Here is a 16,718-nt window from a genome sequence, read left to right as displayed (position 1 = left end):
TCACCAATGGACGACGACCTTGTCGCCCACCCGCACCTGCGCGAACAGCTGCTGGATCGCGGCCTGGTCCCGGACGTTGACGCACCCGTGCGAGCCTCCCGCGTATCCGCGCGCCGCGAAGTCGTACGAATAGTGCACGGCCTGGCCGCGGCTGAAGAACATCGCGTACGGCATCGGCGAGTGGTAGAGCGTCGACACCCAGTTCCGCGCCTTCCAGTAGATGTGGAAGACGCCCTCCCGGGTCGGGGTGTACTGCGTCCCGAACCGCACAGCCGTCGTCGTCACGGTCCGGCCGTCGACCATCCAGCGCAGGGTCCGTGTCGTCTTGTCGATGCACAGCACGCGGCCGGTCAGACAGCGCGGGTCGGGCGGGCCGGCCGGCTGACCGCCCATCAGATACAGCTCCCAGGTGCCGGGTGCGTGGGTCATGGCCACCAGCCGCTGCCAGGTGACGGTGTCCGTCCGCCCGGTCTGCGGCAGCCCGCGCTTGCCCTGGAAGCCCCGGACACCCTGCTCGGTCAGCTCGCCGTACGACCCCGTCGGCCCCTCGGACAGCCAGTCCAGCTGGCGCAGCCGCGCCTGCAGCTCCCGTACGGCGGGCCCGCTGTCGCCGCGCGACCACAGGACGCGGGGAGCGGACGCGGGCGCGGGCGCGGACAGTGACGGTTGGGCCGTTCGGGTGGGATCCGTGGGCAGGCTCTCCGGGGTCTGGGGCACGCTTTCCGGGGTCTGGATGTGCAGCGGAGCCCTGGCTTTGCCATCGGCGTCCGTGGGCTGCACGGTGCAGCCGCAGAGGGCGGCGAGGGCGGCGGCCGAGGCGAGTACGGCGGCAGGTCTTCCCGAGTTCCTCATGCCGGGGATGTTTCCCAGCGTGACCGCCGTCGAACGACGGGGCATGGTGAGGGTGACAGGACGTAGTGCGGAGGCATCCATGGCGCGTGAGTCGGAGTCGGGGCTGCCGATCGAGCCGGTCTACGGACCCCAGGCGCTGGACGGCTGGAACCCGGCCGGGAAACTGGGCGAACCGGGCGCGTACCCCTTCACCCGCGGGGTGTACCCCACCATGTACACCGGCCGCCCCTGGACCATGCGGCAGTACGCCGGCTTCGGTACGGCCGCCGAGTCCAACGCCCGGTACCGGCAGCTGATCGCCCACGGCACCACCGGCCTCTCGGTCGCCTTCGACCTGCCCACCCAGATGGGCCACGACTCGGACGCCCCGCTCGCCCACGGCGAGGTCGGCAAGGTGGGCGTGGCGATCGACTCGATCGAGGACATGCGGGTGCTGTTCGACGGCATCCCGCTCGACCAGGTCTCGACATCGATGACGATCAACGCCCCGGCGGCCCTGCTCCTCCTGCTCTACCAGCTGGTGGCGGAGGAGCAGGGGGCGCGGCCCGACCAGCTGACGGGCACGATCCAGAACGACGTGCTGAAGGAGTACATCGCACGGGGGACGTACATCTTCCCGCCGAAACCGTCCCTGCGCCTGACGGCGGACATCTTCAGGTACTGCACCGCCGAGATCCCGAAGTGGAACACGATCTCGATCTCCGGCTACCACATGGCCGAGGCGGGAGCGTCACCCGTTCAGGAGATCGCTTTCACCCTGGCGGACGGCATCGAGTACGTCCGTACGGCGGTCGCGGCCGGCATGGACGTCGACGGCTTCGCCCCCCGCCTGTCCTTCTTCTTCGTGGCCCGTACGACGCTGCTGGAGGAGGTCGCCAAGTTCCGCGCGGCGAGGAGGATCTGGGCGCGGGTGATGCGCGAGGAGTTCGGGGCCCGGAACCCCAAGTCCCTGATGCTCCGTTTCCACACCCAGACGGCCGGCGTCCAGCTGACGGCCCAGCAGCCCGAGGTGAACCTGGTCCGGGTCGCCGTCCAGGCCCTGGCCGCGGTGTTCGGCGGCACGCAGTCGCTGCACACCAACTCCTTCGACGAGGCGATCGCCCTGCCGACGGACAAGAGCGCACGGCTGGCGCTGCGCACCCAGCAGGTGCTGGCGCACGAGACGGACGTGACCGCGACGGTCGACCCCTTCGCGGGCTCGTACGCGATGGAGCGGATGACGGACGACGTCGAGGAGGCGGCCGTCGACCTGATGCGCAGGGTCGAGGACCTGGGCGGAGCGGTGGCGGCGATCGAACGGGGATTCCAGAAGGCCGAGATCGAACGCAACGCCTACCGGATCGCCCAGGAGACGGACTCCGGAGAGCGGGTGGTCGTGGGTGTCAACCGCTTCCAGCTCGACGAGGAGGAACCGTACGAGCCGTTGCGGGTCGACCCGGCGATCGAGGCCCGGCAGGCGGGCCGCTTGGCCAAGCTGCGGGCCGGACGGGACCAGGGCGCGGTGGACACGGCACTGGACGCGCTGAAGAAGGCGGCCGAGGGAGAGGAGAACGTGCTGTATCCGATGAAGGAGGCGCTGCGGGGGAGGGCGACGGTGGGGGAGGTGTGCAACGCGCTGCGGGGGGTTTGGGGGGCTTACGAGCCTTCGGAGGTGTTCTGAGCTGGGCGGTTACTCCGTATGAGCGATCACGAGCGGAAGCGGCACGTACCCGGTTACGCTCGTGAAAAGTGGGCCCCGAAGAGGAGGACGCCATGGCCGTACTGCAGCAGGAGCTGACCCTGGGCGAGGCTGCCGACCAGCTTGCCCGTGCACTGCCTGGCCACCGCGTGGAGATTCTCCAGGGGAGGCTCACTGTGACACCGCCGCCGGATGGTTCGCACGCTCTGTCGCTGACGAAACTGGGCAGGGCTTTCGATCGGGCGGGGCTCGTTGAGGCGGGGTATGAGTACGTCCAGGGCGTCGGGCTCTGGTTGCCCACCTTGCCCGAAGACTTCGCGATCCCTGACTTCTCCGTCGTCGACCCGGACTTCCGCGACGCCCATGTCAAGAAGAACTACTACGCACCGAACGTCTTCCGCATGGTCGTGGAAGTGACGTCCTCGAACTGGTCCGACGACCTCGGTCCCAAGGTCGAGTGCTACGCCCAGGCCGGCCTCCCCGTCTACCTCATCGCGGACCGCAAGCACGAGGAGGTCCTGCTGTACACCGGCCCAACCGACGGGAAGTACCCCGACCCCGTCCGCTTCAAGCGTGGCCAGACCGTCCCCGTCCCCGAATCCGTCGGCGTCACCCTGGACCTCTCCGTCGACACCCTCCTCGACGGCGACGACTGACCGTCTCACCCCGAGAAGTGCCCGAGATACTCCCTGGCCCCATCCGACGAGTCGCCCGCCCAGCCCACATACCCGTCCGGGCGGATCAGGAAGACGCCCGGGCCGTAGGACTCCGGGGCCGCCGGGAGGGCTCGGACGCCGGGGAGGGAGGTTTCCGCGCCCAGGAGGGTCCAGTGCGGGCCCCGGAGCGCGTCGAAGAGGCGAATGCCGGACACCATGCCGTCAGGGGCGCGGTCGCCCGCCTGGACGGCTGGCGGGTTCTTCCGCGTCTCCGCGCTCAGGGACGACTCCCGGTAGCCCAGGCCCAGCTGTACCGTCGCCTTTCCGCGGCGTACCTCGCCGCGGTGCACCCCCGTCGACAGGTCGAGCATGGCCGCCGCGTTCACCCGGCGCTCCTCCTCGTAGGTGTCGAGGAGCGAGTCAGGCGCTCCGGCGCGCAGCACCGCGCCCAGCTTCCAGCCCAGGTTGTAGGCGTCCTGGACGCTGGTGTTCAGGCCCTGGCCGCCGGCCGGTGAGTGGATGTGTGCCGCGTCGCCCGCGAGGAGGACCCGGCCCACCCGGAAGCGGTCCGCCAGCGCCGCGCGGGGCCGGAAGTCCGAGACCCAGCGCAGCTCCGTGACGTCCTCTGCGCCGAGGTGCGTGTAGGCGGCGACCAGCTTGCGGATGCCGTCCAGGGACAGGTCGGGTTCCGTGCCCTCCGCGAGGCGCACCTGCATCTGGAAGGCGTCGGTGCCGGCCAGCGGGCACAGGGCCACGGCGCTGCCGTCGTCCTTGGGGAACTCGTGCCAGTAGTCCCGGTCGAGCCCGTTCACCCGCACGTCCGCCACCAGGAACGGCGCCGGATCGACCGTCTCCCCGGCCATGCCGACGCCCAGCGCACGCCGGACGGCCGACCGGCCGCCGTCGGCGGCGACGACGTACGCCGCGCGCGCGGTCGTACCGTCGGCGAAGTGTGCGGTCACGCCCTCCGCGTCCTGTCCCAGACCCGTCACCTCGCGCCCGAAGGCCACCTCGCCCCCCAGCTCCGTCAGCCGGGCGTGGAGGACCTCCTGCGTGCGCCACTGCGCGACCATCAGCGGCTCGGTGTACGGCGCGCCCTCGTCCGCCTCCACCGGCTCGAACAGCGGCTGCTCTCCGACCCGCTCGCCGTCCTTCCAGATCATCCGGTGCGGGTAGGGGCCGCCGGCCGCCCGGATCGCCTGCAGTACGCCGAGGTCGTCGAAGACCTCCTGGGTACGCGGCTGGATCCCCTTGCCGCGCGAGCCGGGGAACAGCCTCTCCGCCCGCTCCACGACCAGCGCGTCCACGCCGCGCCGGGCGAGGTCGATGCCGAGGGCCAGGCCGGTGGGGCCCGCGCCCACGATCAGGACATCCATGACTTATCTCCTTAACGTCGTTAAGTGCCGTCGCTCATGAGCGTGCCCTTAACGCTGTTAAGCTGTCAAGTGTGAGCCCCGAGAAACGCGTCCCCCTGGACCGCCGCCGCGTCGCCGACACCGCCCTGCGGCTGCTGAACGAGGTCGGTCTGGACGGCCTGACCCTGCGTGCCATCGCCAAGGAACTGGACGTCAAGGCGCCCGCGCTGTACTGGCACTTCAAGGACAAGCAGGCGCTGCTGGACGAGATGGCGACGGAGATGTACCGGCGGATGGTCGCCGGTGCCGCGCTCGATCCCGCCGACACCTGGCAGGAACGGCTGCTGAAGTCGAACCGCGGACTGCGGGCCGCGCTGCTCGGCTACCGCGACGGGGCGAAGGTCTTCAGCGGTTCACGTTTCACGGGCACGGAGCACGCCCCCGCGCTGGAGGCGAACCTGCGGCTGCTGACGCAGGCCGGGTTCACCCTCGCCCAGGCCGTCCACGCGGGCCGTACGAGCAGCGCGTACACCGTCGGCTTCGTCATCGAGGAACAGGGCGTGCAGCCCCTCCCGGGCGAGCGCCGGGAGGGGTACGACATCGCTGACCGCGCCCGGCGGCTGGCCGAGTACCCGCTGGCCGCCGAGGCCGGGCAGCTGCTCTTCGACGGCTATGACGCGCAGTTCGAGGAGGGGCTGGCGATCGTCGTCGCGGGTGTCGGGGCGCGGTACGGGATCGGCTGAGCCGTAGAGCCTGTGTCACATCCCGCGCGCTGGTCCGGCCGGGGATGTGACACAGGCTCTCACTTCCGGGCGGCGCGGGCGTTGCGGATCGCCCTCGTGACCACCGGCGGGAGGAGATCGACGGCGACCTTGCGGGCCCGGCTCGTGCTCCGGCGCGGTGCGGGCCGGGCCGGAGACGGCGCGGGAGCGGGCTTTGGTGCCGCCGGCTCCTGCGGCACCGGCTCCTCGGTGGCCTCCGCGTGCTTGGCGGGCGGGAAATCCGGTGCCCGCATGCCCTTCGACTTCAGCCGGACGATCCGGTGCCCGGCGGCCTCCTGGACGCTCAGATGGCAGTCGGACCGCTCCCGCACCATCGCCAGCAGCTCTTCCTGGACCGGCTCCGGGTCGCCCCAGGTGCCGTACAGCTTCTGGGTGCTCAGACAGACGGGGCGCAGGCCGCGGTTGAGCACGGCCTCCCAGGTCGCTATCGAGACTCCGGGGGTGTGCTCGGAGCGGAAGTCGTCCAGGACGACGATGCCGTCCGGGAGCAGCAGATCGTGCGCGGCCCCGATGTCGCCGTGCACATGCTCGTACAGGTGAGAGGCGTCGATGTGCACGAACCGGCAGGAGCGGGGCGCGACTTCGGTGGGGACCACGGAACTGGGCCCCTGGAGCACCCGGGGCAGCTCGTCGTGGAACGAGCGGTAGTTCTCCTCGAAGACGCGCCGGGTCAGCGCGCTGTACGACTTCGTCGACTCGGCCCGGTTGGCGTCGTCCGGGGCGTCGCCCTCGAAGAGGTCGCACACGGTGTACCGCTCGGCGGGCTGCTGGTGCCGCCCTATGAAGATCGCGCTCTTGCCCATGTAGACGCCGACTTCCAGCAGATCACCCCGCATCCCGGCGGTTTCCTGCCGGTTCAGGAACCAGTCGAAGAGCAACTGGTCGAGCACCGGGAACCAGCCGGGGACGTCATCGAGACATCGGGGCGGTCGCGTCGTTTCCTGGATGGTGGCCATGCGGAGTGGGCACTCCCTTGTACGGCGTCTGTGGGATCCCTGCGGGGGGCCTGTGAGGGCGTGGGCTCTACGGTGCCTGCCCGCAGGGTCCCTTCAAAACCCAAGCCCGGATGAACGACTGGCCAACTTCCGCCCCTTCAGCGCCCTCTTCAGACGCGGGCCGAACGGACGCTCCACGAACCGGTGGATCAGCCACGCCAGCCCCAGCATCCCGAGCACGGTCACGGCGAGCGTCGGCCACGCGGGCAGGCCGAGACTCCGGTGCAGCACCCGGATCGCGAACCAGCCCAGGTGCTCGTGGATCAGGTAGAAGGGGTACGTCAGCGCGCCGGCCGTGACCAGCCAGGACCAGGAGGCCCACCGCGTCCAGCCCAGCGCCACGACGGCGACGGCCGCGAAGGCGACGGTGACGATCAGGATGACGACGTACGGGTCGCGGTGCGGATGCGGGCCCCACAGGCCGAGGGTGGCCTCCCGCTGCGCGAGCAGCCAGGACATGGCGACGATGCCCCACGTCAGCAGGTCGCTGCCGAAGCGGTGGATCAGATACAGCGCCAGACCGCCGATGAAGAATGGGGCGTACTGGGGCATGACCACCTGGTTCAGCAGGTTGTTGTTCGTGCTGTGGCAGAGCACCGACGCCAGTGTCCAGACGCAGGCGAACAGCACCACCCGGCGGTAGGTCACCCCGCGCAGGACGACGAGCAGCGCGAACAGCACATAGAAACGGACCTCGACCCAGAGCGTCCAGCACACGCCGAGGACCCGGGTCGCGCCCATCGGCTGCTGGAGCATCGTCAGGTTGACCAGGAACTCGTCCAGCCGGACCGCGTGGACCACGACGGGCAGGGCGAGGGACGCGCCCGTGACCAGGACCAGCGCGACCCAGTAGGCCGGGTAGAGGCGCGCGACGCGGGAGCGGAAGAAGTCGCCGAGGGTGCGGCCCCAACTGCTCATGCAGATCACGAAACCGCTGATGACGAAGAACAGTTCCACGCCGAAATTGCCGTAGACGGCCGCCCCGGACAGGGTCGGGAAGAGGTGGGCCGGACTCCCGTGCCAGGACGCGGAGACCACACCGCCGCGCCCGACGTAGTGGTAGAGGCAGACCATCAGCGCGGCGACGAGCCGCAGACCGTCCAGGGCGAGCAGACGGCTCCCGCGCCCGCCGGCCGCGGGGCCGGGCGCCGCTTGGGGTATGAGGGGACCGGGTGCGGTGGCGAGGCCGGGAGATGATGCAGCAGCCATGTGCGGTTTCCTTCCTGGTTCGGGTCTTCACGGCGCAGCCGCTGATGGCTCCTGCCGCGGCAACGCTTCCCGCCCGGCTAGCCGCGTACGCGCTGACGCAGGCTGCGCGCCGTGCGGGCCACCCGGCGGACCGTCGCGTTGCGCGGGATGAACGCCAGCTGGGCGGGGACCCCACCTGGCAGGGCCAGCGAGGACAGCCGCCGGCGCTTGAAGTAGCGCACGGTGCGCCCGTTCAGGTTCTTGGCGAGCCAGGTCTCGGCGTGCTCGCGCAGGCCCGGGTAGATCTTCGGCTGCATCGCGAAGCCCACCGCACGGATCAGCTCACCGAGCACCTCGACGTCCATGCCGGCGCGCTGCTCGGTCACCCCGGCGTGGTCGCCGAGTTCGGGCAGCAGCGCGTCGACGATGGTCACCGGGACCCGGTTGCTGTTCTCGTACGGCGCCAGATGCTCCAGCAGCGGCTCGGTGCCGATCCGGGCGACAGGCAGGCCGTAGAGCGCCCTCGCCGTGAGCAGGGCGGTGGAGAAGCAGCCGACGACCAGCGCGGGACGCATCCGCTGGAACAGCACCTCGGCGAGGACCGGCGTGTCCACCACGGTCAGCTCGACCTTCAGCTTCTCCGCCTCCTGCTCCAGGGAGCGGGTGAAGCTGGGCGGGGCGGACGGGTGCGGCTTGAACACCACCTTGCTGTGCCCGAGTGCGGCCGCGCCCCTCAGCATCCGCAGATGCAGGTTCTCCTCCTGCTCGGCGGTGAGGATGTCCAGCGCCGACAGATACTGGCCGAGCAGCAGCGCGGGCTCCTCGACCTCAGGCAACTCGGCACCGGAGGGCGCGAGCGCGGCGAGCACCTTGGTGAACGCGGCCGTCGGCACGATCTCGCCCGGCACGTCGAACTCGGTGAGCAGCAGCGGCTTCAGGCCCGGCACCAGGTCCAGGTGCAGCACCCGGTCCACCCGGGTGCCGACCAGCGGGTCGATCTTGTTGCGGGTGGGGCCGTAGCTCATCAGGCCGTCGGCGTAGACCGTGACCGGTGCGCCGGTGAAGATCTGGCCGAGCGCCAGGGACGGGTTGACCTGGATCGACTCGACGGCCAACTCCACGTCGTCGTCGCCCAGTTGCCACTCGTGCCGCAGGAAGCGTTCCCACAGCGGCATGTCGTCCACGCGGGGTGCCCAGCCGCCCGGGTGGAACGGGAAGATGGTCTCGTTGTACGAGATCACCTCGTCGAAGCGGTCGCGGAGCTTCTCGAAGCCTGGCGCCTCGTCCAGCGCCGGCGTGGTCTCGGGCGAGGCCGCGTTGTTGCAGACCAGCAGGATCCGCCGGTCGGCCGGGCCGAAGCAGCCGGAGTCCAGGGCGGCGGCGAGGGTGGCCGTGCCGTACAGGGTGGACGCCTGGAAGATCTGAGTGGTCACGCGGCGGCCCCGGCGGAGGCGGGACGGCGGCGCAGCCGGCGCAGCTTGCCGGCGCGCTGGATGTCCATCGAGTCCAGCGCGTCGTCCAGCACGTCCTGCGGCATGCGCCGCAGGGCCGCGGCACTCATGGATTTCAGTTTTCTCGCCACCGGGGGCTCGAACCTTTCGATGGATCCCAGATGATGGGAAATGATGGCGCAATAGGTGCGGACCGCCTTCGGCAGCAGTTCGTCCGCATCCCGGTCCTGAGCGGTTTCCGCGACGACCTGATCGAATGCCCGAATGAAATCGAGTTGCCGGACATCACCGATCTGGGTGAGTGACGAGGCGACCCCGCGCCGGTAGAAAACACCCAGCATGCTCACCGCGGCGAAGGATTCCGCCTCCCGGTGCAGCTTCCAGATCCACGGCCGGTCCTCGGCCGTGCGCAGCCCGTCGGTGAAGTGCAGCAGGCCCTTGTCCACCAGCCGCCGGTGGTAGATGCCCGCCCAGGCGTACGCGTAGTCCACGGACGTCGACCGGTCGGCGGGCAGGATCGCCTCGCGCGGGCTCAGCACCACGCCCCGCCGGCCGACCGGCACCCGGAACACCTGGCGCGAGCGCGCGGTGCACTGCACATGGTCGGTGCGGATGAAGTCGCAGCCCAGCTCGTCTATGGCGGAGACCAGTTGCGGGAAGTAGCCGGGCGCGAGCCAGTCGTCGCCGTCCAGGAAGGTCAGGTACTCGCCGCGCGCTCGGTCGATACCGGTGTTGCGCGCGGTCGCCAGCCCCCCGTTCTGCTCGTGCCGGACGAAGACGGCCCCGGGCAGCTCGCGCTCCGCGCGCGCGAGAATCTCCGGTGTCCCGTCGCGGGAACAGTCGTCGACGAGAATGAATTCGAAGTCCTCACGCGCGTTCGCCACAAGGCTTCTGAGCGTGTCGGGCGCGTATTGCTGCACGTTGTAGAACGGCACGATGACGGAGAGCTTGACCACCTCAGGGACGTTAGGGGGAAGCCCGTCATTCGTCTTGACTGTCTGCTTGATGCTGGGTGAACGGCACGTGGCGAAGCTGTGAACCAGCCTCTTTTCCCATGCCTTGACGGCCCGATTCGCCATTCGGCGATGTGCTGTTAACCGTTTGTTGCATCCGGGTTGGGCGGAACCTCGGAATGGCTTTCTAGCGTCTTCGGCGTGCCAGCAAGTGCTACGAAGTCCCTGCGGGTCGCCGTCCTCGCCGATTCGGACACCCGGTGGAAGTGGGGTGCGCTCACCGCCAGTCGCCTCGCTCCCACGGACGCCGAGATCCGGCTCGACGGCTACCTCCTGCGGGGGCGCGCCACCCCGACAGCCCGCCAGCTGAAGGAGGTCGGCGTCCGGTCCGACTCCCTGCGTGAGGTCACCGGCGTCGAGTTCCTGCGTGCCATGGGTGGAACCGGCGAAGACCCGTACGACGTACTCATCCTCGCGCTCGTAGGCGGCGGCGTCCAGGCCATGCTGCACGGCCTGCGCGCCACCTGGGCCGGTGCCGGCAGGCGTCCCGCCGTCGTCACCGGCTATGTCGGTGTCGTCTACGAGAAGCTCGCCGACGGACTGCTGCTGCGGCACGGCGCGGACCTCGTCCTCGCCAACTCCCGGCACGACGCGGACCGGTTCCGGGCCGTGTACGAGGGCGTGGGCGCCGACGCCTCCTCGGTCACCGAGGTCGCCCTGCCCTTCCTCGGCGGGGCGCCGTACAGCGGTGAACACAGGCCGTACACCGTGGTGTTCGCGGCCCAGCCGTCCGTCCCGGAGAGCCGCAAGGACCGCACGTACCTGCTGAACCGGCTCATCCAGCACGCCCGTAAGCACCCCGAGCGCGAGGTGCTGCTGAAGCTGCGCTCCAAGCCGGGTGAACACACCACCCACATCGAGGAGTTGCCGTACCAGAAGCTGGTCCAGGGCAGGAACCTGCCCGCCAACTTCCGTCTGGTGTACGGCCATATGGGCGGGGTGCTGGACCGCACCGACCTGCTGGTCACAGTCAGCTCCACGGCCGCCCTGGAAGCCCTGCACCGCCGTATCCCCACGGTCGTCCTCACCGACCTGGGCGTGCGCGAGGTGCTCGGCAACCACCACTTCACCGGCTCCGGCTGCCTCGCCTCCTGGGACCAGCTCGACGCCGGGCACCGGCCGGCGCCGGACGCGGAGTGGGTGTCCCGGCAGGGCGTCGCCGCTGGGGGTACCCCCTCCGGGGGAGGCACCTACGCCACCGCGTTCGACACCGCCCGTGAACGCATCGCCAAGCTGCTGGACCGACCAGGCGGGCTGCCGCCCCTGAACCCCTATTACACCCCCGAGACCGCACCCGGCTATCTGCCCGGCATCCTCGCCCGGCACCACCTCGGCCCCGACGGCGTCCCGCTGCCCGGTGCGCCCGCCGCCGACAAGGAGCCCGGACCGGTCCGCCAGATCGTGCGCCGCGCCGCGCGTGGCGCCTACCGCCACGGCGTGCAGCGGGTCGCCCCGGTGATCCGGCGGATGGGGGACCTGTGATCTTCCAAGGAGACCCCATGTCCAACCCGGAAGCGGGCCAAGGCGCTTCGGTGCGCCGGGTGCTCGCGGTGATCCCCGCACGCGGCGGCTCCAAAGGCGTGCCCGCGAAGAACCTCGCGCCCGTCGGCGGCGTCCCGCTGGTCGCCCGCGCGGTCCGCGAGTGCCGGGCGACCCGGCTGGTGACCGATGTCGTCGTCTCCACCGACGACCAGGCCATCGCCGCCGCCGCCCGGGAGGCCGGCGCCGAGGTCGTGCTGCGCCCGGCCGCCATCGCCGGGGACACGGCGACCTCCGAGGCCGCGGTCCTGCACGCCATGGACGCCCACGAGGCGCTGCACGGCGCGGCCGTCGACGTCGTCCTGCTCGTACAGTGCACCAGCCCGTTCATCGTCCGCGAGGACATCGACGGGGTGGTCGGCGCGGTCGTGGAGAACGGCGCGGACACGGCGGTCACGGTGGCCCCCTTCCACGGGTTCATCTGGCGCAACGGCGCGGACACCCCGGGCGCGCCGGCCGGCGGCTTCGGCGTCAACCACGACAAGTCCTTCCGCCCCCGCCGCCAGGACCGACCGCAGGACCTGCTGGAGACCGGCGCCGCCTACGCGATGGACGCGGCCGGCTTCCGCAAGCACCAGCACCGCTTCTTCGGCCACACCGAGCTGGTCCGCACCGACCCGGCGCGCGTGCTGGAGATCGACGACCCGCACGACCTGGCCCGCGCCCGCGCCCTGGCCCCGCTCTTCGACGCGGACCACCCCGGTTCGCTGCCGACCGCCGACGACATCGACGCGGTCGTACTCGACTTCGACGGCACCCAGACCGACGACCGGGTGCTGATCGACTCCGACGGACGGGAGTTCGTCTCCGTGCACCGCGGCGACGGCCTCGGCATCGCGGCCCTGCGCAAGAGCGGTCTGAAGATGCTGATCCTGTCCACGGAACAGAACCCCGTGGTCGCCGCCCGGGCCCGGAAGCTCAGGCTCCCGGTGCTGCACGGCATCGACCGCAAGGACCTCGCGCTGAAGCAGTGGTGCGAGGAGCAGGGCATCGCGCCGGAGCGCGTGCTCTACGTCGGCAACGACGTCAACGACCTCCCGTGCTTCGCCCTCGTCGGCTGGCCCGTGGCGGTCGCGAGCGCCCACGACGTCGTACGCGGCGCCGCACGCGCGGTCACCACTGTCCCCGGCGGTGACGGCGCGATCCGAGAGATCGCCAGCTGGATCCTCGGCCCCTCTCTCGATTCCCTCCCCAAGTAAGGACATCTCCCCCATGAGCAGCAACTCCCGCACCCGTTCCTTCGGTTCGCGCGAGGTCGGCCCCGGCCGTCCCGTCTACATCTGCGGCGAGATCGGCATCAACCACAACGGTGAGCTGGAGAACGCCTTCAAGCTGATCGACGTGGCCGCCGAGGCGGGCTGCGACGCCGTCAAGTTCCAGAAGCGCACCCCGGAGATCTGCACCCCGCGCGACCAGTGGGACATCGAGCGCGACACCCCCTGGGGCCGGATGACCTACATCGACTACCGCCACCGCGTGGAGTTCGGCGAGGACGAGTACCGCCAGATCGACGAGTACTGCGAGGAGAAGGGCATCGCCTGGTTCGCCTCCCCGTGGGACACCGAGGCCGTCGCCTTCCTGGAGAAGTTCGACGTCCCCGCCCACAAGGTCGCGAGCGCGTCCCTGACGGACGACGAGCTGCTGCGCGCCCTGCGCGCGACAGGCCGCTCCGTCATCCTCTCCACGGGCATGTCGACCCCGAAGCAGATCCGCCACGCGGTCGAGGTCCTCGGCTCGGACAACATCCTGATGTGCCACGCCACTTCGACGTACCCGGCGAAGGCCGAGGAGCTGAACCTCCGCGTGATCAACACGCTGGAGAAGGAGTACCCGAACGTCCCGATCGGCTACTCCGGCCACGAGACGGGCCTGCAGACCACGCTGGCCGCCGTCGCCCTCGGCGCCACCTTCGTCGAGCGTCACATCACACTCGACCGCGCGATGTGGGGTTCGGACCAGGCCGCCTCCGTCGAGCCGCAGGGCCTCACGCGCCTCGTCCGCGACATCCGCACCATCGAGGCCTCCCTCGGTGACGGCGTCAAGAAGGTCTACGACTCCGAGCTGGGCCCGATGAAGAAGCTGCGCCGCGTCGCCGGCGTCGTCGCCGAGGCGGAGATCGCCGCGGCCGCGGGCGAGCCGGTCACGGTCTGAGTGTTCTGATCGCTCAACTGGTTCCCTCACGGGTTTCCTTACGACGGGACGGTCGTACGCCGATGAGCCCCCGCGCCGGTCACGCCGGCCACCCTCCCCGCACGCTCGCCTTCGTGGAGAGCCCGGTCCAGCTGCTGAACGTGCTGGAGTGGGCGCATCTGCAGGGCCTGCGCGGCGCGCAGCCGGAACCGCTGGGATCCGTGCCCGCGCAAGTGAGGCGGACGGTGGCCGGCGACTCGCCACCGGCCGGCGCGGACCTCACGGTCGTCGTCCTGTCCCCGACCGACCCCATGAGCCGGGGCCAGCTGCGCCGCATGGCGGACCTGGCCCGGGACGAGGGGTACCGGGTGCGCTGGGAGAACGCGCGGGGCGGTACGGCCGCGCCCTTCTCGACGATCGGCGGCCTGGCGGGGGCGCTCCGCCGGGCCGACCGCATCGTGATGGGAGACCCCTTCTCCCGCTACGTACAACTGCTGCTGACGATCACCCGGGCCCGCGACCTGGTCGTCGTGGACGACGGCACGGCGACGATGGAGTTCGTCGCCCAACTCGCCCGCGGCGAACGCCTGGTCCGCTGGCACCGCAAGGGCGGCCGCCGCGGCGCTCGTGACCTGCTCTTCGCTCCCGTCTCCTCGTCGGCCCGCCGCCGCCTCACGCCGAGCGCCCGCCGCCGGGTCGAGGTCTTCTCCTCCATGCCGGTGACGGAGACGCCGGACGGAGTGACGGTCACGGTCAACGACTTCGCCTGGACCCGGGCCCGTTTCGGCCCGCCACGCATCACCAAGGGTTCGGACATGGTGGGCACGTCCCTGGTGGAGACGGGCGTCGTGGACGGTGACCGCTACGTGGAAGCGGTCCGCACCCTCTCCAAGGCCCATGGCGCGACCCGCTACTTCGCGCACCGCCGGGAGAGCGCGCAGAAGCTCCACCGCCTGGCCGCCGAGACCGGCCTGGAGATCGTCCGCCCGGACCTCCCCCTGGAACTGATCGCCCGCCGCGGCCCCATCGGCCGTACGATCCTCAGCTTCCCGTCGACGGTCGTCCACACCCTGCCGCTGGCGCTGGCCGGAACGGGGGTCCGCGTGGCGGTCTGCGACATCGACCCGACCTGGCTGACCGAGAACGCCTCCCCCCGGGCCCAGGGCTTCCTGTCGGGCGTCACCGGGACGGCCCGGGACGTCCACCGGCTGGCGGCGGTGACCACACCGGCGTAGGGGCGTTGGCGTCCCTTGACTGAGCGGGGGGGGGCCGGGTCACCCACTGTTGCGGATCGGACAGGCGTCTTACAGCCCATTCGATCCAGGTGCGTGAGTTGTTGGGTCGGCCAAGACCGGGTGGTCCCTGGCGTCCGGAGACGGCCTCAGCCGATTTGCCACGAGTCGTTGCTGATGCCCAGGTCTTCTCGTGCCCGGTCGTGATACGTGTTCAGGAGTTCGTGAAATTCATCGACATCGGCCACGGACGGAGGGTCATGCCGGCGCGCCCGGTCCAGCCTCTCCCACAGAGCCACGTTGATTACATGGGCTGCTTCAATGGCTGGAGGAGCTGCCAGCAGCATGAGCGTTTCGAAGAGCGCCGAGCGTCTGAGCTCGCCTTCCTCCATCGCGGCCATGAACTCCTTGTGAGCTTCTGAGCCTTCCTCGGCCCGGCGAGCGGATTTCGCAACGCCAACCACCTCCTTCACACACGTGGCGTACTCGACGTACGCGTTGAGCTTCCGTTCGTCCCAGCGGGTTGCCATCGAGCGGCGATGCCTGGTCCGCTCGGCCACGGTGACGGACAGGTACGAGGTCAACGCTCCCACCAGCACGCCCACCAGCGTCACTATCTGACTGATCACGGCGTTGACCGTATCCGCACCGGACGGTGCCTAAGGCTGCTGCGTCTCTTTCAGGGATTGGATGAACGGGGCGAAGGCTTCGGTGGGGATGGTGAGGGTTGCTCTTGCCGGGGCTTTCGAGTCGCGGACGGCTATGTGGGTGTCGAGGTCCGCGATTTCGACGCAGGTGTTGCCGTCGCCTCCGCCGGAGTACGACGACTTCTGCCAGCGGACGGCCTGGGTCATGCGGGGCGCCTCACAGTTCCTTCGTCATGCGGTGGATGAAGTCCCGTGACGTCACGGGCTCCAGTGCTGCCTTGCCCACCTTATTGAGCAGGGCCCGGAAGCGCGCCAGTTGGGATTCGGCATCGATGAACGCAGTGCCGTGCGGGGCGTCGCGTAGCACGGTATCCAGCCGGGTAAGTGGACCTCCCACGTACATCATCTCGATCCCGGCACCGGCGAACCCCTCTCTGGCGAACGGGATGACACGCACAGTGGTGTGCCCTCGCTCGATCGCGCCCAGAATCTCAAGGAGTTGAACGCGAGCGGTACGACGGTCCGAGACCAGAATGCGCAGGGCCGCCTCGTGGACGATCGTCTCGTAGGGGACCGGGGTGTCCCGTTCCAGCACCGATCTGCGCCTCATCCGGTGCTCGACTCGCGGTAGCAGCTCGCTCTCCGGCAGCTCAGGAACCATGTAGCCGAAGACGGCGCGGGCGTAGTCCGGAGTCTGGAGGAGGCCGGGGACGTGGCTGGTGACGACCTCGCGGAGGAACGTGCCGTGGTGCTCCGTCTCGGCTACGTCGAGGAACACGGGCGGCAGCACTCCCCGGTACTCCTCCCACCATCCCTGCGTGCGGTCGGTGGCCATTGCTGCCAGGGACTCGACGTATGCCTCGTCGGGGCAGGCGTAGTGGGCTGCGAGTCGCCGTACTCGCTCCTCGCTGACGCCCGCGAGCCCCGCCTCGACCTGGCTCATCTGGGCGGAGGTGGAACTGAGCAGCCCGGCTACCTCGCGGGCTTTCAAGCCGGCTGCCTCTCGCAGTCTGCGCAGTTCGCTGCCCAGGCGCACCTGACGTGCCGTGGGTTGGCTTCTCGGCGCCATTTGTTCCTCCGCCTTCAACCGCCTTGCTGCGGTGCCTCGTTCGGGCGTCAGATTACGCGACTCACTTGCGGGGGGAAAAATTTTTGCTCTACCGTCAGTGATGCAACGCACACGCAGCGGAAGCGCACCGC

16 protein-coding genes are annotated in these 16,718 nt (G+C 70.1%); 7 read left to right on the top strand and 9 right to left on the bottom strand.

The features are described 5' to 3' along the window. Complete coding sequence (locus AV521_RS13170; RefSeq protein WP_076088037.1) at nt 1-852, bottom strand: L,D-transpeptidase family protein; 852 nt, start codon at nt 850-852, stop codon at nt 1-3. A gap of 79 nt (nt 853-931) precedes the next feature. Between AV521_RS13170 and AV521_RS13165 the strand changes: the two genes are divergently transcribed. Both AV521_RS13165 and AV521_RS13160 read left to right on the top strand, forming a co-directional pair. Further along, on the top strand, nt 932-2,512 hold the full coding sequence (locus AV521_RS13165) for a methylmalonyl-CoA mutase (protein WP_076087811.1): 1,581 nt from the start codon (nt 932-934) through the stop codon (nt 2,510-2,512). A 92-nt stretch (nt 2,513-2,604) separates the two neighbouring features. Then, the gene (locus AV521_RS13160; RefSeq protein ID WP_076087810.1) at nt 2,605-3,186 is read left to right on the top strand and encodes a Uma2 family endonuclease; all 582 of its coding nucleotides are present in this window, start codon (nt 2,605-2,607) and stop codon (nt 3,184-3,186) included. Nucleotides 3,187-3,191: 5 nt separating this feature from the next. On the opposite strand, the gene AV521_RS13155 is transcribed toward AV521_RS13160, so the two are convergent. After that, nucleotides 3,192-4,562: an FAD-dependent monooxygenase gene (locus AV521_RS13155; RefSeq protein ID WP_076087808.1), complete on the bottom strand. Its 1,371-nt coding sequence runs from the start codon at nt 4,560-4,562 to the stop codon at nt 3,192-3,194. Between the two features lie 71 nt (nt 4,563-4,633). Here AV521_RS13155 and AV521_RS13150 point away from each other — a divergent pair, with 71 nt between their 5' ends. Next, the gene (locus AV521_RS13150; protein ID WP_076087806.1) at nt 4,634-5,284 is read left to right on the top strand and encodes a TetR/AcrR family transcriptional regulator C-terminal domain-containing protein; all 651 of its coding nucleotides are present in this window, start codon (nt 4,634-4,636) and stop codon (nt 5,282-5,284) included. 59 nt (nt 5,285-5,343) lie between these two features. On the opposite strand, the gene AV521_RS13145 is transcribed toward AV521_RS13150, so the two are convergent. The 4 genes from AV521_RS13145 to AV521_RS13130 all read right to left on the bottom strand — a co-directional run bounded on the left by AV521_RS13145 (nt 5,344) and on the right by AV521_RS13130 (nt 9,913). After that, entirely contained in the window at nt 5,344-6,279 is a 936-nt protein-coding gene (locus tag AV521_RS13145; protein ID WP_076087804.1) for a class I SAM-dependent methyltransferase, read from the bottom strand. Nucleotides 6,280-6,372: 93 nt separating this feature from the next. Next, nucleotides 6,373-7,527 carry an acyltransferase gene (locus AV521_RS13140; RefSeq protein WP_179023049.1) on the bottom strand — a complete coding sequence of 385 codons (1,155 nt, stop codon included), beginning with the start codon at nt 7,525-7,527 and terminating at the stop codon, nt 6,373-6,375. Nucleotides 7,528-7,604: 77 nt separating this feature from the next. Beyond that, entirely contained in the window at nt 7,605-8,939 is a 1,335-nt protein-coding gene (locus tag AV521_RS13135) for an alpha-2,8-polysialyltransferase family protein (RefSeq protein ID WP_076087803.1), read from the bottom strand. Continuing rightward, a complete protein-coding gene (locus AV521_RS13130; RefSeq protein WP_076087801.1) occupies nt 8,936-9,913 on the bottom strand; it encodes a glycosyltransferase family 2 protein in 978 nt (325 codons plus the stop codon). The genes AV521_RS13135 and AV521_RS13130 overlap by 4 nt, the downstream gene beginning before the upstream one ends. Before the next feature lie 198 nt (nt 9,914-10,111). Between AV521_RS13130 and AV521_RS13125 the strand changes: the two genes are divergently transcribed. From AV521_RS13125 to AV521_RS13110, 4 genes are all read left to right on the top strand, one after another. After that, nucleotides 10,112-11,452, top strand: a complete 1,341-nt coding sequence (locus AV521_RS13125) for a DUF6716 putative glycosyltransferase (protein ID WP_076087799.1) — start codon at nt 10,112-10,114, stop codon at nt 11,450-11,452. A 17-nt stretch (nt 11,453-11,469) separates the two neighbouring features. Continuing rightward, nucleotides 11,470-12,708 (top strand): N-acylneuraminate cytidylyltransferase, encoded by a 1,239-nt coding sequence (locus AV521_RS13120; protein ID WP_076087797.1) that lies wholly within the window; start codon nt 11,470-11,472, stop codon nt 12,706-12,708. A gap of 13 nt (nt 12,709-12,721) precedes the next feature. Then, nucleotides 12,722-13,660 carry an N-acetylneuraminate synthase family protein gene (locus AV521_RS13115; protein WP_076087796.1) on the top strand — a complete coding sequence of 313 codons (939 nt, stop codon included), beginning with the start codon at nt 12,722-12,724 and terminating at the stop codon, nt 13,658-13,660. 62 nt (nt 13,661-13,722) lie between these two features. Continuing rightward, entirely contained in the window at nt 13,723-14,874 is a 1,152-nt protein-coding gene (locus tag AV521_RS13110) for a hypothetical protein (protein WP_076087794.1), read from the top strand. A gap of 146 nt (nt 14,875-15,020) precedes the next feature. On the opposite strand, the gene AV521_RS13105 is transcribed toward AV521_RS13110, so the two are convergent. From AV521_RS13105 to AV521_RS13095, 3 genes are read right to left on the bottom strand one after another with little or no spacing between them, the layout of a single operon-like run. Next, a complete protein-coding gene (locus AV521_RS13105) occupies nt 15,021-15,500 on the bottom strand; it encodes a hypothetical protein (protein ID WP_076087792.1) in 480 nt (159 codons plus the stop codon). 30 nt (nt 15,501-15,530) lie between these two features. Beyond that, nucleotides 15,531-15,725 carry a DUF397 domain-containing protein gene (locus tag AV521_RS13100; RefSeq protein ID WP_076087790.1) on the bottom strand — a complete coding sequence of 65 codons (195 nt, stop codon included), beginning with the start codon at nt 15,723-15,725 and terminating at the stop codon, nt 15,531-15,533. 10 nt (nt 15,726-15,735) lie between these two features. Beyond that, nucleotides 15,736-16,587 (bottom strand): helix-turn-helix transcriptional regulator, encoded by an 852-nt coding sequence (locus AV521_RS13095; RefSeq protein ID WP_076087788.1) that lies wholly within the window; start codon nt 16,585-16,587, stop codon nt 15,736-15,738. Between the last annotated feature and the right edge of the window lie 131 nt (nt 16,588-16,718).

The organism is Streptomyces sp. IMTB 2501 (assembly GCF_001953885.1).
GTDB lineage: Bacteria > Actinomycetota > Actinomycetes > Streptomycetales > Streptomycetaceae > Streptomyces.
Note: the sequence above shows the minus strand (reverse complement) of the source record. Positions and strands in the feature narration are given on the sequence as shown.

What these genes read in the sequence shown, in the direction of transcription:
- AV521_RS13170 (WP_076088037.1), bottom strand. Translation starts at nt 852, where the DNA reads ATGAGGAACTCGGGAAGACCTGCCGCCGTACTCGCCTCGGCCGCCGCC.
- AV521_RS13165 (WP_076087811.1), top strand. Translation starts at nt 932, where the DNA reads ATGGCGCGTGAGTCGGAGTCGGGGCTGCCGATCGAGCCGGTCTACGGA.
- AV521_RS13160 (WP_076087810.1), top strand. Translation starts at nt 2,605, where the DNA reads ATGGCCGTACTGCAGCAGGAGCTGACCCTGGGCGAGGCTGCCGACCAG.
- AV521_RS13155 (WP_076087808.1), bottom strand. Translation starts at nt 4,562, where the DNA reads ATGGATGTCCTGATCGTGGGCGCGGGCCCCACCGGCCTGGCCCTCGGC.
- AV521_RS13145 (WP_076087804.1), bottom strand. Translation starts at nt 6,279, where the DNA reads ATGGCCACCATCCAGGAAACGACGCGACCGCCCCGATGTCTCGATGAC.
- AV521_RS13140 (WP_179023049.1), bottom strand. Translation starts at nt 7,527, where the DNA reads ATGGCTGCTGCATCATCTCCCGGCCTCGCCACCGCACCCGGTCCCCTC.
- AV521_RS13120 (WP_076087797.1), top strand. Translation starts at nt 11,470, where the DNA reads ATGTCCAACCCGGAAGCGGGCCAAGGCGCTTCGGTGCGCCGGGTGCTC.
- AV521_RS13115 (WP_076087796.1), top strand. Translation starts at nt 12,722, where the DNA reads ATGAGCAGCAACTCCCGCACCCGTTCCTTCGGTTCGCGCGAGGTCGGC.
- AV521_RS13110 (WP_076087794.1), top strand. Translation starts at nt 13,723, where the DNA reads ATGAGCCCCCGCGCCGGTCACGCCGGCCACCCTCCCCGCACGCTCGCC.
- AV521_RS13100 (WP_076087790.1), bottom strand. Translation starts at nt 15,725, where the DNA reads ATGACCCAGGCCGTCCGCTGGCAGAAGTCGTCGTACTCCGGCGGAGGC.
- AV521_RS13095 (WP_076087788.1), bottom strand. Translation starts at nt 16,587, where the DNA reads ATGGCGCCGAGAAGCCAACCCACGGCACGTCAGGTGCGCCTGGGCAGC.